This window comes from Streptomyces sp. NPDC053560 (assembly GCF_044544605.1).
GTDB lineage: Bacteria > Actinomycetota > Actinomycetes > Streptomycetales > Streptomycetaceae > Streptomyces.
Genome location: NZ_JBITXI010000005.1, coordinates 467,087 through 481,434, shown reverse-complemented (window position 1 = coordinate 481,434; position 14,348 = coordinate 467,087). Strand labels below are relative to the sequence as shown.

Here is a 14,348-nt window from a genome sequence, read left to right as displayed (position 1 = left end):
GCACTCGTGGAATCTCTGATCGCGCTGCTCGTCGGGGCACCACTGGTCGGTGCGGCCGTGCTGCTCTGCGGCGGCAAACGCCTGGACCGTGCGGGCCACTGGCTCGGCACCCTGCTCGCGGTGGTGTCGTTCGTCATCGGCCTGGTGCTGTTCACCGACATGCTGGGCAGGGGCGCCGAGGACCGTGCGCTGCACCAGCACCTCTTCAGCTGGATCCCGGTGGGCGGCTTCCGGGCCGACATCGCCTTCCAGCTCGACCAGTTGTCGATGACGTTCGTACTGCTGATCACCGGTGTCGGATCGCTGATCCACATCTACTCGATCGGCTACATGGAGCACGACGAGCGGCGCCGCCGCTTCTTCGGCTATCTGAACCTCTTCCTCGCGGCGATGCTGCTGCTCGTCCTCGCCGACAACTACCTCCTGCTGTACGTCGGCTGGGAGGGCGTCGGCCTCGCCTCGTACCTCCTCATCGGGTTCTGGCAGCACAAGCCGAGCGCGGCGACGGCGGCCAAGAAGGCCTTCCTGGTCAACCGGGTCGGCGACATGGGCCTGTCCATCGCCATCATGCTGATGTTCACCACCTTCGGGACGTTCGCGTTCGGTCCCGTGCTGGGGGCTGCGAGCGAGACCAGCGAGGGCATGCTCACCGCCATCGGGCTGATGCTGCTGCTGGCGGCCTGCGGCAAGTCGGCCCAGGTGCCGCTCCAGTCCTGGCTGGGTGACGCGATGGAGGGCCCGACCCCGGTCTCGGCCCTGATCCACGCCGCCACGATGGTCACCGCTGGGGTCTACCTGATCACCCGCTCCGGGGCCGTCTTCGATGCGGCGCCGGACGCGCAGACCGCCGTGGTCGCGGTCGGCGCGGTGACGCTGCTCTTCGGTGCGATCGTCGGTTGCGCGAAGGACGACATCAAGAAGGCGCTCGCGGGCTCGACCATGTCGCAGATCGGGTACATGATCCTCGCGGCCGGCCTCGGCCCGATCGGGTACGCCTTCGCGATCATGCACCTGGTCACCCACGGCTTCTTCAAGGCGGGCCTCTTCCTCGGCGCCGGTTCCGTGATGCACGGGATGAACGACGAGGTGGACATGCGCCGCTACGGCGGCCTGCGGAAGCACATGCCGGTCACCTTCGTCACCTTCGGCCTCGGATACCTGGCGATCATCGGCTTCCCGGGCCTGTCCGGCTTCTTCTCCAAGGACAAGATCATCGAAGCGGCGTTCGCCAGCGGCGGCGCCCAGGGCTGGATCCTGGGTGCGGCCACCCTGCTGGGCGCCGGGATCACCGCGTTCTACATGACGCGCGTGATGCTGATGACGTTCTTCGGCGAGGAGCGCTGGCGCAAGGCGCCCACCCCCTCGCCCGAGGAGCCGAGCGCGGAGCCCGCCGCCGCGACCGAGGGCGAGTACACCCCGCCGCATCCGCACGAGTCGCCGAAGTCCATGACGATCCCCATGATCGTGCTGGCCTTCGGATCGGTCTTCGCCGGCGGTCTGTTCAGCATCAACGAGGCGTTCGTGCACTGGCTGGAGCCGGTCACCTCCTTCGAGCACGGCCACCCCCCGATCGGGGCGGCGGCCGTGACCGGGTCGACGATCGTGGTGCTGCTGATCGGCGTCGGCCTCGCCTGGCTGCAGTACGGCCGCAAGCCCGTCCCGGCCGTGGCGCCGCGCGGCTCGTTCCTCACCCGCGCCGCCCGGCGCGACCTGCTCCAGGACGACTTCAACCACGTCGTACTGGTCCGCGGCGGCGAGGAACTGACCCGGGCGCTGGTCCGGATCGACGACACCGTCGTCGACGGCGCGGTCAACGGCACCGCGGTGTCGGTCGGCGGTCTCTCCGGCCGGCTGCGCCGCCTGCAGACCGGTTACGTCCGCTCCTACGCCCTCCAGATGCTGGGCGGTGCCGCGGTGCTGGTCTTCGCGACCCTGTTGATGAGGGGTGTCTGAGCCATGTCGTTTCCCCTGCTGACGGCCGCCGCGGCGGTGCCGGCGATCGGCGCCGTCGCCACGGCCGCGGTGCCCGCCGCGAAGCGCACCGCCGCCAAGTGGCTGGCGCTGCTCTTCTCGCTGGCCACGCTGGCGCTGGCGCTGGTGATCGCGGTCCGCTTCGATCCCGGCGCCAAGGGCCCGTTCCAGCTCACCGAGTCGCACGCCTGGATCGCCGACTTCGGCGTCCGGTACGAGCTGGGCGTGGACGGCATCGCGGTGGCGCTGATCGCGCTGACCGCCCTGCTGATCCCGTTCGTGATCCTCGCGAGCTGGCACGACGCCGACGCCCTGGAGGCGGACAACTCGAATAGGCGCTGGCGCCCCACCCAGGGCTTCTTCGCGCTGATCCTCGCCGTCGAGGCGATGGTGATCATCTCCTTCGAGGCCACCGACGTATTCGTCTTCTACATCTTCTTCGAAGCCATGCTCATCCCGATGTACTTCCTCATCGGCGGCTTCGGGGACCGGGCCGACGGCCGGGACGCCGCGGAGAGCGCGAGCCGCCGCTCGTCCGCCGCGGTGAAGTTCCTGCTGTACAACCTCGCCGGCGGTCTGATCATGCTGGCCGCGGTGATCGGCCTGTACGCCGTCACCGCCGACCAGCTCGGCACCGGCACCTTCTCGCTCCAGCAGATCGTCCAGGCCCGCGCGGCCGGCGACCTGACCATGGGCGCGGGCACGGAGCGGCTGCTCTTCCTCGGCTTCTTCTTCGCCTTCGCGGTGAAGGCGCCGCTGTGGCCGCTGCACACCTGGCTGCCGGGCGCGATGGGCGAGTCCACCGCGCCGGTCGCCGTGCTGATCACCGCGGTGGTCGACAAGGTCGGCACGTTCGCGATGCTCCGCTTCTGCCTCCAGCTCTTCCCCGAGGCCAGCAAGTGGGCGACGCCGGTGGTTCTGGTCCTGGCGCTGGTGAGCATCCTGTACGGCGCGCTGCTCGCGGTCGCCCAGAAGGACATCAAGCGGCTGGTCGCGTACGCCTCCATCTCGCACTTCGGCTTCATCATCCTGGGCATCTTCGCGATGACCAGCCAGGGCCAGGGCGGCGCGACGCTCTACATGGTCAACCACGGCATCTCCACCGCCGCGCTGATGCTGGTGGCCGGCTTCCTGATCACCCGCCGCGGCTCCCGCCTCATCGCGGACTACGGCGGCGTGCAGAAGGTGGCCCCGGTGCTGGCCGGCACCTTCCTGATCGGCGGTCTCGCCACCCTCTCGCTGCCCGGCCTCGCGCCGTTCGTCAGTGAGTTCCTGGTCCTGGTCGGCACGTTCAGCCGGTATCCGGTCATCGGCATCATCGCCACGGTGGGCATCGTGCTGGCCGCGCTGTACGTCCTCGTGCTGTACCAGCGCACGATGACCGGGCCGGTCAAGGCGGAGGTCCGGGCCATGCCCGACCTCAAGGCCCGCGAGCTGGTGGTGATGGCGCCGCTGATCGCGCTGCTGCTCTTCCTCGGCGTCTACCCGAAGCCGCTGACCAATCTGGTGAACCCCGCGGTGGACCACACCCTGTCCGTCGTGGACCAGCAGGACCCCAAGCCCGACGTCCGGGTCAACGCCGTGCCGAACGAGCCCGGCACCGATCGAGATGCGGAGGCCGCGAAGTGACATCCGTGGCAGCGGTCCACAGTCTGTGGACGATGGCGGACGGAGCGGCCGGCTCCCCCTTCGCCCCCGACGGCCCGGGCCGGATCCCGGCGCCGCACATCGAGTACGCCCAGCTGGCGCCCACCCTCATCGTGCTCGGTGCGGCGGTGCTCGCCGTGCTGGTCGAGGCGTTCTGGCCGCGCCGCGGCCGGTACTACGCGCAGGTGCTGCTCTCCGTCGTCGCGCTGGCCGCCGCGTTCGCCGCGGTGATCGGCCTCGCGGCGGGCGGCTTCGGCACGACGAAGGCGCACATCGCCGCGATGGGCGCGCTCGCGGTGGACGGCCCGGCGCTCTTCCTCCAGGGCACGATCCTGCTGGTCTCGCTGATCGCCGTCTTCACCTTCGCCGAGCGCCGGCTGGACCCCGCGGCGCACGGCCGGCCGGTGGACTCCTTCGCGGCCCAGGGCGCCGCGGTGCCCGGCGGCGAGGCCGAGAAGGCGGCGGTCAAGGCCGGGTTCACCACCACCGAGGTCTTCCCGCTGGCCCTCTTCGCGATCGGCGGCATGCTGGTCTTCCCGGCGGCCAACGACCTGCTGACGCTCTTCGTCGCGCTGGAGGTCTTCTCCCTCCCGCTGTACATCCTGTGCGCGCTCGCCCGCCGCCAGCGGCTCCTCTCGCAGGAGTCGGCGGTGAAGTACTTCCTGCTCGGCGCCTTCTCCTCGGCGTTCCTGCTGTTCGGCGTCGCGCTGCTGTACGGCTACGCCGGCACGGTCACGTACGCGGGCATCGCCGACGTGGTGAGCGACGGGGCCAAGCAGATCGACCCGGCGCTCGCCGACACCATGGGCAACGACGCGCTGCTGCTGATCGGCGGCGCGCTGGTGGTCATGGGCCTGCTGTTCAAGGTCGGCGCGGTCCCGTTCCACATGTGGACGCCGGACGTGTACCAGGGCGCGCCCACCCCGGTGACCGGCTTCATGGCCGCCGCGACCAAGGTCGCCGCGTTCGGCGCGCTGCTGCGCCTGCTGTACGTCGCGCTGCCGGGCCTGCGCTGGGACTGGCGGCCGGTGATGTGGGGCGTGGCGATCCTGACGATGCTGGCCGGTGCGGTCATCGCGGTCACCCAGACCGATGTGAAGCGGCTGCTGGCGTACTCCTCCATCGCGCACGCCGGGTTCATCCTGGCCGGTGTGATCGCCACCAGCGAGGACGGCATCTCCTCGGTGCTCTTCTACCTCCTGGCGTACTCCTTCGTGACGCTCGGCGCGTTCGCGGTGGTCACGCTGGTGCGGGACGCGGGCGGCGAGGCGACCCAGCTGTCCAAGTGGGCCGGACTCGGGCGGCGTTCGCCGCTGGTGGCCGCGGTCTTCGCGGTGTTCCTGCTGGCCTTCGCCGGTATCCCGCTGACCTCCGGGTTCGCGGGCAAGTTCGCGGTGTTCAAGGCGGCGGCCGAGGGCGGTGCCGGCTGGCTGGTCGTGATCGGTGTGCTCTCGTCGGCCATCGCCGCGTTCTTCTACATCCGGGTCATCGTCCTGATGTTCTTCAACGAGCCGAAGGCCGACGGCCCGACGGTGGCGGTACCCAGCCCGCTGACCATGACGGCCATCGCGGCCGGCGTGGTGGTGACCCTCGTCCTGGGGCTCGCGCCGCAGTACTTCCTCGACCTGGCGGGGCAGGCGGGCGTGTTCGTCCGCTGACCCCGGGGCCAGGTGCCCGTACGTACGCCGCTGCCCGGCTCTCCGCGAGGAGGCCGGGCAGCGGCGTACGTATGCGGGGCGGCCGGGTACGTCAGGCGTTCTGCTGGAAGCCGTCGAGTGACGAGGGGTCGATGGACGGGAGGTCCGTCGTGCCCTCGGTGCGGGTGAAGACGTCCTCCTTGCCCGAGGCCCAGGCGATGGTGAGTTTCTTGCCCCGGAGGCTCTTCACCGTGCCCGAGGCGTGCTCGCTGTCGCCGTCGGTGCACTTGAAGGCGAGCTTGAGCGGCGTTCCGTCGACGACCTTGCCGCCGCAGGACTTCTTGCCGATGAGCACCGCCTTGTCCTTCGAGACGGAGAGGATCAGCAGGCCCTTGTCGGCGTGGAGCGCGTCGGTGGTCCAGCCGCCCTCCAGGGAGGCCAGGGTGACCTTGCCGCCCCCGCCGCCCTCTTCGCCGGGCGTCGGGCCGGCCGACGAGGCGGACGGCGACGGCGACGTCGAATCCTTCTCGCCACCGCCGTTGTCGCTGCCGCCGCCGCAGCCGGCGAGCAGGAGCGTGGCCGTGGCGGCCGCGGCGGCGAACGCAATGCCCTTGCGCACGATGTTCTCCTCGGGGAAGACGGTCAGTTGGCGGCGGTCGGCAGGTCGGGCTCGGGGATCTCCACCTTGCCCTCGGCCTTCTTGTATTCCTCGTTGAGGCCGTATTTCCAGTCGACGGAGAGCGTGCTGCCGATCCGCCGCACCTCGCCCATCGAGCGGGTGTCGTTGCCGTTGCACTTCAGCGCCAGCATGGTGGTTCCCATGTCCCGGACCTTGCCCTGGCAGGCGGTCTTGCCGACGGCCAGGGTCGCGGACTCGCCGATGATCGCGAGGGTGACCGTGCCGTCCCCGGACTGCGTCTGCCAGGCGCCGTCGATGCCGCCGGCGGCCTTGTCCCCGCCGCCCGTCGACGCCGACTCCGACGGGCTCGGCCTGCTCTCGTTGCCGCCCCCGCCGCTGCCGCAGCCACTGAGCAACAGCGCGGCGACGGCGGCCGCCCCGGCGATCTGCGCTGCCTTGCGCACGTACGTCTCCTCCGTTGTGGGACAGGTTTCGAGAGGCTAGCAGTCACGCGCATGACAACCGTCCCGATGGCCCCGGAGGGCATCTTCCGCCCGTCGGGTCGCACGCGCCCGTTTCGTAACGGCCTTCCGAGACGTACATAAAGTGTTGGCAATGTCCTGAAATGGATTGGCGAACGCCCCAGGGGGGTCCTAGCGTCCTTTCGAGGCGCGGCCGGGGTGGGGCTGTGGCCGTAGGGGGGACACGTGGCTCATGCCAGCACACGGTTCACGGTCGACCGGACCGTGCCCGGGCTGATTGTGAAAATTGGTGACTATCCGCTGCACCATGGCGGGGTGGGGGCGATCCGCAGCCTGGGACGGCTGGGCGTGCCCATGTACGCGATCACGGAGGACAGATACACGCCCGCCGCGGCGTCGCGGTACCTCCACGGGCGGTTCGTCTGGCCGACCACCGGACGTGAGGACCCGGAGCGGCTGGTCGACGGCCTGCTGCGGATCGGCCGCCGGATCGGCCGGCCGACGGTCCTCGTACCGACCGACGAGGAGGCCGCGGTACTGATCGCCGAGCACGCCGACGTGCTGGGCGACCGCTTCCTCTTCCCGCGCACGCCGCCCGGGCTCTCCCGCAGAGTGGCCAGCAAGCAGGGCCTGCACGAACTGTGCACCGAACACGGCATCCCGTCCCCCCGGGCGGCCTTCCCGCAGACGCAGGCGGACATCGAGGACTTCGCCGAGCACGCCTGCTTCCCGGTCGTCGCCAAGAACCGCGAGGCGTTCCAGCGCCGCAGCCGGCCCGCGGTGAACGGCACGACACGCATCGCGGACGCGGCGCACCTCCGGCATCTCGCCAAGGGCTGGGGCCCGCGCCCCGGCGTGATCCTCCAGGAGTACCTCCCGCGCGAGGAGGCCGAGGACTGGGTCGTGCACGCGTACTTCGACGCGGACAGCGCGGCCTCGGCGATGTTCACCGGGGTGAAGGTTCGTTCCTGGCCGCCGCACGCCGGGATGACCGCCTGCGCGTACGTCGTGGACAATCCCGAACTGGCCGACATGACCGCGCAGTTCATCAAGCGCATCGGCTTCAGCGGCATCATCGACCTGGACTGGCGCTACGACCGGCGGGACCGCCGCTACAAGCTGCTGGACTTCAATCCGCGGATGGGCGCCCAGTTCCGGCTCTTCGAGAACGAGGCCGGGGTGGACGTGGTCCGCGCCCAGCACCTGGACCTGACCGGGCGCGCGGTCCCGGAGGCCGAACAGCGTGACGGGCACCGCTTCGTCGTGGAGAACATCGACCTGCCCGCCTGGCTGGCCTACCGCCGCAGCGGCTACACCACGCCGCACGTCCCGGCCCGGCCGGCGAGCACGGAGCTGGCCTGGCTGGCCGCCGACGACATGAAGCCGTTCTTCACCATGCTCGCGCGGTTCGTCCGCCCGGGGGCCAAGCACCTCTGGCAGCTGTGGCGCGGCCGGGCGGGCCGGCACCACGACCGCTGAGGCCGCACGGCGCCCCGTACCGCTCCGCGCGATCCGCCGTTTGACCCCGCGCACGGCTCCGGGCAGCGCGGCCCAGAGCCGTGTCCGGCACGCAGTACGCAGCACGACGATCAGCAGCACCCTGGGGAGGGAAACCCGAGTGAACACTCCGGTAGCAGTCATCGGCGCAGGCCCCTTCGGCCTGTCCACCGCCGCTCATCTCCGCGCACGCGGTATACCCGTCCGCACCTTCGGCCGCCCGATGGTGAGCTGGAGCGACCACATGCCGGCCGGCATGCTGCTCAAGTCCACGCCGGCGGCGTCCAGCATCGACACCCCGCAGCCCGGCCACACCCTCGTCGACTACTGCGCGGCCGCGGGGGAGCGGCGGTACGAGTCGGACTGGGACATCATCCCGGTGGAGACCTTCGTCCGGTACGGGCGGTGGTTCCAGCAGCGGCTGGTGCCGGACCTGGAAGAGGTCCGGGTGGTCTCCGTCGACCGGCAGCGGGACGCCTTCGGGCTGAAGCTGGACAGCGGCGAGCAGTTCGAGGCCCGCGCGGTGGTCGTGGCGACCGGCCTCACCGGCTTCGCGCACGTCCCCGCCGAACTGGCCGACGCGGCACCCGACGGACCGGCCCCCACCGGCCCCGTTTCGCACAGCTCCCAGCACGCCGACCTGTCCGGGTTCGCCGGCCGGGAGGTCGTGGTCGTGGGGGCGGGGCAGTCGGCGCTGGAGAGCGCGGTGCTGCTCGCGGACGCCGGGGCGACGGTACGGGTGGTGGCCCGGGGCCGGCAGGCGGTCGGCTTCGGCGCGCCGCCGGACCGGCAGCCCAAGCTGCGCCCCGAGACGCCGTTCGGCAACGCCTGGTCGCTGTACGCCTTCTCGTACCACGCGGGCGGCTTCCGCTACCTGCCCGCGCCGTCGCGGCAGTTCCTGGTCAAGCGGGTGCTGGGGCCGCTGGGCGCGTGGTGGCTGCGGGACCGGTTCGTGGGCCGCGTGCAGGTGACGGCGGGGCGCCGGATCGTCCGGGCCCGGGTCGAGGGCGGCCGTACGGTGCTGTCGCTGCGGGGCGCCGACGGATACGACGGCGAGCTGTCCGCCGACCACGTGCTGGCGGCCACCGGCTACCGGGTGGACCTGGGCGCGCTGGACTTCCTCGGCCAGGGGCTGCGGACCGAGCTGGCGGTCGGCGCGGGCGGGCCGCGGCTGGGCGCCGGATTCGAGTCGTCGGTACCGGGGCTGTACTTCACGGGGCTGCCGGCGGCGGCCAGCTACGGCCCGGTGATGCGGTTCGTGTGCGGCACGGAGTTCGCGTCGCCGCGGTTGGCCGCTTCGCTGGCCGGGCGGCGGTAGGGCTTCGCCGCGGGGCGACCGTGAGTCTGCGGCTGCCGGCCGTGGGTGGCTGGTCGCGCAGTTCCCCCGCGCCCCTGAGCGGGGGGGGGGGGGGGGGGGGGGGGGGGGGGGGGGGGGCGGCGGGGGCCGCGCCCCCGGCGCCCCGCCGCCCGCGCGGCGGGGGGGGGGCGGGGCCCGCCCCCCCCCCCCGCCCCGGGGGGGGGGGGGCCCCCGCTAGATTGGTGCCCCCCCCCCCCCCCCCGCCCGCTCTTCGGGCTCACACCGCCGTACGCGGGATGCGGCGCTCCCAGCTGCGGCGGAAGAGTTCCTCCTCGCCGTCCCGGCATACGACCTCGTTCCGCGTCACGAAGTCGCCGCCGTCCGTGGTGATCTCCGAGCGGGTCTCGATCCGGGCGTCCCAGCCCAGGTCGGGCCGGTGCAGCCGGATCGACCAGTCCGAGCGGGTCGCGGCGCTCTCCGGGGCGTCGCTGTCGATGCGGTACGTCTCCAGCGCGTCCTCGGTGAACTCCAGGCCGTCCGGGTAGATCCGGGTGCCGCCGTACCGGGGGTCGACCTCCAGCGTCCAGGTGCCGGCCGCGACGTCCCGGATCACCTTGCGCTCGGGGCGCTGGTCACCGCCGCCGGGGAACACCACGCCCAGCGGCTCGGACTGCTCCGGCTCGGCGAAGGCGATCTCCGGCTCGTCGGCCCGGGGCGTACGGACCGGCAGTTCGACGGAGCTGGCGGCCGGGTCGACCGTCCAGCCGGCCTCGCTGCCCGCGTGCGGCCAGACCCACGGCCAGTACGCGGAGGAGAGCGCGACGCGGATGCGGTGCCCGGCGGGGAAGGCGTGCCCGATGCCGTTCAGCTCGAACGTCACGTCCTCCGTCGTGCCCGGCATCCACTCGACGGCCCGGTCCCGGCCGTGCCGGGTGAGCAGGTTGAGCACCCCGCGGGTGACCAGCGTCGAGGAGCCGTCCGGCGCCACGTCGCAGATGCGGGCGATGACCTGGCCGTGCGGCACCTCGGACGTCAGGCGCAGGGTGACCCGGGGGCGGCCCAGGATCTCCACCCGCTCGGTCAGCTCCGGCAGGTCGAAGCAGACCGAGCGGCCGTCCTCCTCGCGCTGGTCCGGCGGCAGGTCCGCGTCGTTGCCGAACGGGAAGTAGCGGCCCGCGTCGACGCCGGTGTGCTGGGGCGAGCGGACCAGCAGCGGCCGGTCGCCGGGCAGCGTGTGCGTCGTCGGCGTGACGTGCGGGGAGGGCCAGGCGGGGTCGGCGACCCAGCGGCCCGGCAGCTCGTCGTAGACGGTGGCCGGCGGGTGGGACTCGCTGATCCAGGAACGCAGCAGCGGGTCGTCCTCGACACCGGTGTCCTCGTCCTTGAGCCAGTGGTCCCACCAGCGCAGGGTCTCCTGGAGGAAGCCGATGGCGGGGCCCGGCGGCAGGCCGCGGTCCGGGTACTGGTGCGACCAGGGCCCGACGATCCCGCGTACGGGCGCGTCGAGGTGTTCGATCAGCCGCAGCACGGTGTCGCGGTACGGGTCGTGCCAGCCGCCGACGGCGAGCACCGCCGCCTTGATCGCGGAGTAGTCCTCGCAGGCGCTGCCGTGCTGCCAGTACGCGTCCCGGGACTGGTGCGCGAGCCAGGTGTGGAGGAACGGGTCGACCGCTTCGAGGCGGTCCGTCCACTGCTTGCGCCAGCCGTCGCCTACCTGCGCGGGGTCCGGCGGCCGGGAGACGAAGGCGAGCATCGTGGCGGCCCAGGCGTGCATGTCGACGGCGAGCAGCGAGCCGCCGATGTAGTGCACGTCGTTGTCGAAGCGGTCGTCCGCCGAGCAGACCGTGACGATCGCCTTCAGCGCCTCGGGTGCGCGGGCCGCGAGCTGGAGGCTGTTGAAGCCGCCCCAGGAAATGCCGAACATGCCGACCTTGCCGGAGCACCAGGGCTGCGCGGCCAGCCACTCGATGACGGCGATGCCGTCGGCCAGCTCGGTCTCGGAGTACTCGTCGGTCGGCAGTCCCTCGGAGTTGCCGTGCCCGCGGACGTCCACGCGGACGGAGGCGTAGCCGTGGCCCGCGTAGTAGGGATGGCGCTGCGCGTCGCGCGGCGCGGTCCAGTCGCTGAGCCGGTAGGGCAGGTATTCGAGGAGGGCCGGGACGGGCTCTGTGCCGTACGGGCGCCAGATGCGGGCGTAGAGCTGGGTGCCGTCCGGGAGGGGGATGCGGACGTCCTCCTGGAACGTCCGGTGCGGGAAGTCGGTCCGGATGTGCATGGGGGCAGGTCCAATGAGCGTTAGTGGACGGGGTGCATGGTGCGGCGCAGCCACGGCCCTGCGCCGATCACCGCGAGGCCCACGACGACCGCGAAGGCGCCGTTGAGACCGAAGTACAGCTCGTCGGAGATCTCACCGAAGAACTTCACGGCCTGTGCCTGGATGCCGTTGGCCAGGGCGAGCGAGAGGAACCACAGGGCCATCGTCTGGCTGGCGAAGGCGGCGGGCGCGAGCTTGGTCGTCGCGGACATGCCGGTGGTCTCCAGCAGGATGTCGCCGAGGCCGAGCAGCACGAAGGAGATCAGGATCCACCAGGCGGCCATCTTCCAGTCGCCGGTGCGCCCGTGCGTGGCGGGCACCATGACGAGGAAGGACAGCCCGCCCAGGATCACGCCGTACGCGATCTTGTGCGAGGCGTGCGGCTGGCGCCTGCCGAGCTTGACCCAGACGGCCGCGACGACCGGCGCGAGCAGCACTTCGGCGCCGCCGAGCACCGAGTTGTACCAGGTGGAGGGGAACTCCCAGCCGAGGATCTCGGTGTCGGCATGGTTCGCCGCCAGCAGCGTCATCGTCGAGTACGACTGGAAGAGGACGAAGTTGAAGACCACGGAGGCGGCGAAGAGCACCAGGTAGGGGCGGAGCCGGCCGCGCTCCTCGGCGCTGACCCGGGGGCTGCGGAACATCACCACGAAATAGGCGACGGGCGCGAGCACCGAGATCACCGTCAGGACGTCCACGGTGCGGTCCATGGTGAGCCAGCCGGCCAGGGCCAGGCCCGTGGCGACGGCGGCGACCAGCACGCAGCCGCCGGCGATCAGCCAGGTCGCGCGGCGCATCGCCGACTGCGGCAGGGCGAACTCCGCGCTGTGCTTGCGGCCCGCGAGCCCCTTGCGGCCCGCGATGTACTGGATGAGGCCCAGCGTCATGCCGACCGCGGCGGCCGAGAAGCCCCAGTGCCAGCCCTGCTTCTGACCCAGCCAGCCGATGATCAGCGGGGCGAGGAAGGCACCGATGTTGATGCCCATGTAGTACAGCGCGAAGCCGGCGTCCCGGCGCTCGTCCTCGGTGGCGTAGAGCTTGCCGACCATGGTCGAGACGTTCGGCTTCAGCAGGCCCGTACCGGCGATGATCAGTCCCAGGCCCACCCAGGTCATGGCGGCCGTGGGCACTGCCATGGAGTAGTGGCCGCAGGCGATGAGGACGCCGCCCCACAGGACCGCGCGGTAGGAGCCGAGCATCCGGTCCGCGAGCCAGCCGCCGGCGACCGAGACGAGGTAGACCAGGGTGCCGTAGGCGGCGGTGACCGACGCCGCGGTGTTCTCGGCCATGCCCAGTCCGCCGTGCGCGACCGTGTCGGCGAAGTACAGGACCAGGATGGCCTGCATGCCGAGGAAGGAGAACCGTTCCCAGACCTCCAGGCCCGAGAGGGTCAGCAGGCCTCGTGGGTGGCCGAGGAACGAACGGTCGTCGCGAGGGTGCGGTGGTCCGGACACGGGTGTGGCTCCTGGGGCTGGCGGGCGATTAACTTGCTTCTGCTCTCCGTTCCTCCGAGTACAAAACCCACAACCTTGGGTGATCAAGAACATACCGGGCCCGGGGCCGCACGGCCCGTCGGCCGCGGGGACCATGGAGACGGGCGGGCGCTCACGGTGATCGAACTGGGACCGGATACGCTGGCCAATGGTGGAGACAGCGACAGATCGACAATCAGTTTGATCGTCAGCAGACAGGAGTAACCCTCGTGACCGTCGTCGGGCCCTTCGGGCTGAGCGTGCGGGACCAGGCTCTTGAGGCCGATGTCCAGGCCGGGTTGGCGGCTGTCGAGGAGGGCCTGCTGGAGGCCACCAAGAGCGACGTGCCGTTCATCACCGATGCCGCGCAGCATCTCGTCCGCGCAGGTGGCAAGCGCTTCCGGCCGCTGCTGGGGATGCTCGCCGCGCAGTTCGGCGACCCGCACGCCCCGGGCGTGGTGCCCTCGGCCGTGGTCGTGGAGCTGACGCACCTCGCGACGCTGTACCACGACGACGTCATGGACGAGGCCACCGTGCGCCGCGGTGTGCCCAGCGCCAACGTCCGCTGGGACAACTCCGTCGCGGTCCTCACCGGCGACTTCCTCTTCGCCCGTGCCTCGCACATGCTGGCGGACCTGGGTCCGGAGGCGGTCCGCATCCAGGCCGAGGCGTTCGAACGGCTGGTGACCGGCCAGATCCTGGAGACCGCCGGCCCGCGTGACGGCCGCGACCCGGTCGACCACTACCTCGACGTCCTCGCCGGCAAGACCGGTTCGCTGATCGCCGTCGCCTGCCGCTTCGGCGCGATGATGGCCGGCTCCGATGAGTCCACGGTCAACATCCTCACCCAGTACGGCGAGCGGCTGGGCACCGCCTTCCAGCTCGCCGACGACGTGCTGGACATCGCCAGCGACTCCCACGAGTCCGGCAAGACCCCCGGCACCGACCTGCGCGAGGGCATCCCGACGCTGCCGGTCCTGCACCTCCGGGCGCTCGCCGCCTCGGACCGGGCGACCGACGCCGACCGCGCGCTGGCCGCCCTGCTGGAAGAAGACCTCACCGACGACGCCCGGCACGCCGAGGCGCTGGCCGGACTGCGCGCCCACCCCGCCCTGGAGCAGGCCCGCCGCGACACCGTCCGGTACGCGCAGGAGGCCCGCGCGACGCTGGTGCCGCTGCCGGAGTGCCCGGCCAAGACGGCGCTCCAGGAGCTGTGCGACGCGGTGGTGCACCGGGCGGGCTGAGCCCGGCCGCCGGCCTCCCCTCGTCTCAGGGGTGGTCTCATCCTTCAGCAGTACACCGTTCCAGCCCCGGGGCTGACGCTTTGTGTTGGCGGATTTGGTGGCATTGACACCACCACGCCACGGCGGAGCGGGCCACAATGAGCCCGAGGTGTGGACGAGTGCATCGGG

10 protein-coding genes are annotated in these 14,348 nt (G+C 71.6%); 6 read left to right on the top strand and 4 right to left on the bottom strand.

Annotation, left to right across the window (positions count from 1 at the left end):
- Positions 1-6: 6 nt before the first annotated feature.
- Genes nuoL through nuoN form a run of 3 tightly spaced genes read left to right on the top strand, consistent with a single transcriptional unit; the run spans position 7 to position 5,276 of the window.
- Positions 7-1,953: an NADH-quinone oxidoreductase subunit L gene (gene nuoL, locus ACIGQF_RS14850; protein WP_399709853.1), complete on the top strand. Its 1,947-nt coding sequence runs from the start codon at positions 7-9 to the stop codon at positions 1,951-1,953.
- A gap of 3 nt (positions 1,954-1,956) precedes the next feature.
- Entirely contained in the window at positions 1,957-3,600 is a 1,644-nt protein-coding gene (locus ACIGQF_RS14845; RefSeq protein WP_399709850.1) for an NADH-quinone oxidoreductase subunit M, read from the top strand.
- 32 nt (positions 3,601-3,632) lie between these two features.
- On the top strand, positions 3,633-5,276 hold the full coding sequence (gene nuoN / locus ACIGQF_RS14840; protein ID WP_399710156.1) for an NADH-quinone oxidoreductase subunit NuoN: 1,644 nt from the start codon (positions 3,633-3,635) through the stop codon (positions 5,274-5,276).
- A 91-nt stretch (positions 5,277-5,367) separates the two neighbouring features.
- Here nuoN and ACIGQF_RS14835 read toward each other — a convergent pair whose 3' ends face one another.
- A complete protein-coding gene (locus ACIGQF_RS14835; protein ID WP_399709847.1) occupies positions 5,368-5,874 on the bottom strand; it encodes a hypothetical protein in 507 nt (168 codons plus the stop codon).
- A gap of 23 nt (positions 5,875-5,897) precedes the next feature.
- The gene (locus tag ACIGQF_RS14830; protein ID WP_399709844.1) at positions 5,898-6,338 is read right to left on the bottom strand and encodes a hypothetical protein; all 441 of its coding nucleotides are present in this window, start codon (positions 6,336-6,338) and stop codon (positions 5,898-5,900) included.
- Between the two features lie 333 nt (positions 6,339-6,671).
- Here ACIGQF_RS14830 and ACIGQF_RS14825 point away from each other — a divergent pair, with 333 nt between their 5' ends.
- Both ACIGQF_RS14825 and ACIGQF_RS14820 read left to right on the top strand, forming a co-directional pair.
- Positions 6,672-7,835 carry an ATP-grasp domain-containing protein gene (locus tag ACIGQF_RS14825; RefSeq protein ID WP_399709841.1) on the top strand — a complete coding sequence of 388 codons (1,164 nt, stop codon included), beginning with the start codon at positions 6,672-6,674 and terminating at the stop codon, positions 7,833-7,835.
- Between the two features lie 139 nt (positions 7,836-7,974).
- Positions 7,975-9,171 (top strand): NAD(P)-binding domain-containing protein, encoded by a 1,197-nt coding sequence (locus tag ACIGQF_RS14820; RefSeq protein WP_399709839.1) that lies wholly within the window; start codon positions 7,975-7,977, stop codon positions 9,169-9,171.
- A gap of 256 nt (positions 9,172-9,427) precedes the next feature.
- On the opposite strand, the gene ACIGQF_RS14815 is transcribed toward ACIGQF_RS14820, so the two are convergent.
- The gene (locus tag ACIGQF_RS14815) at positions 9,428-11,425 is read right to left on the bottom strand and encodes a CocE/NonD family hydrolase (protein ID WP_399709836.1); all 1,998 of its coding nucleotides are present in this window, start codon (positions 11,423-11,425) and stop codon (positions 9,428-9,430) included.
- A 20-nt stretch (positions 11,426-11,445) separates the two neighbouring features.
- Positions 11,446-12,918 (bottom strand): peptide MFS transporter, encoded by a 1,473-nt coding sequence (locus tag ACIGQF_RS14810; protein WP_399709833.1) that lies wholly within the window; start codon positions 12,916-12,918, stop codon positions 11,446-11,448.
- A 248-nt stretch (positions 12,919-13,166) separates the two neighbouring features.
- On the opposite strand from ACIGQF_RS14810, the gene ACIGQF_RS14805 reads away from it, so the two are divergent.
- Positions 13,167-14,180, top strand: coding sequence for a polyprenyl synthetase family protein (locus ACIGQF_RS14805; protein ID WP_399709830.1), 1,014 nt, complete (start codon positions 13,167-13,169; stop codon positions 14,178-14,180).
- Positions 14,181-14,348 lie beyond the last annotated feature (168 nt).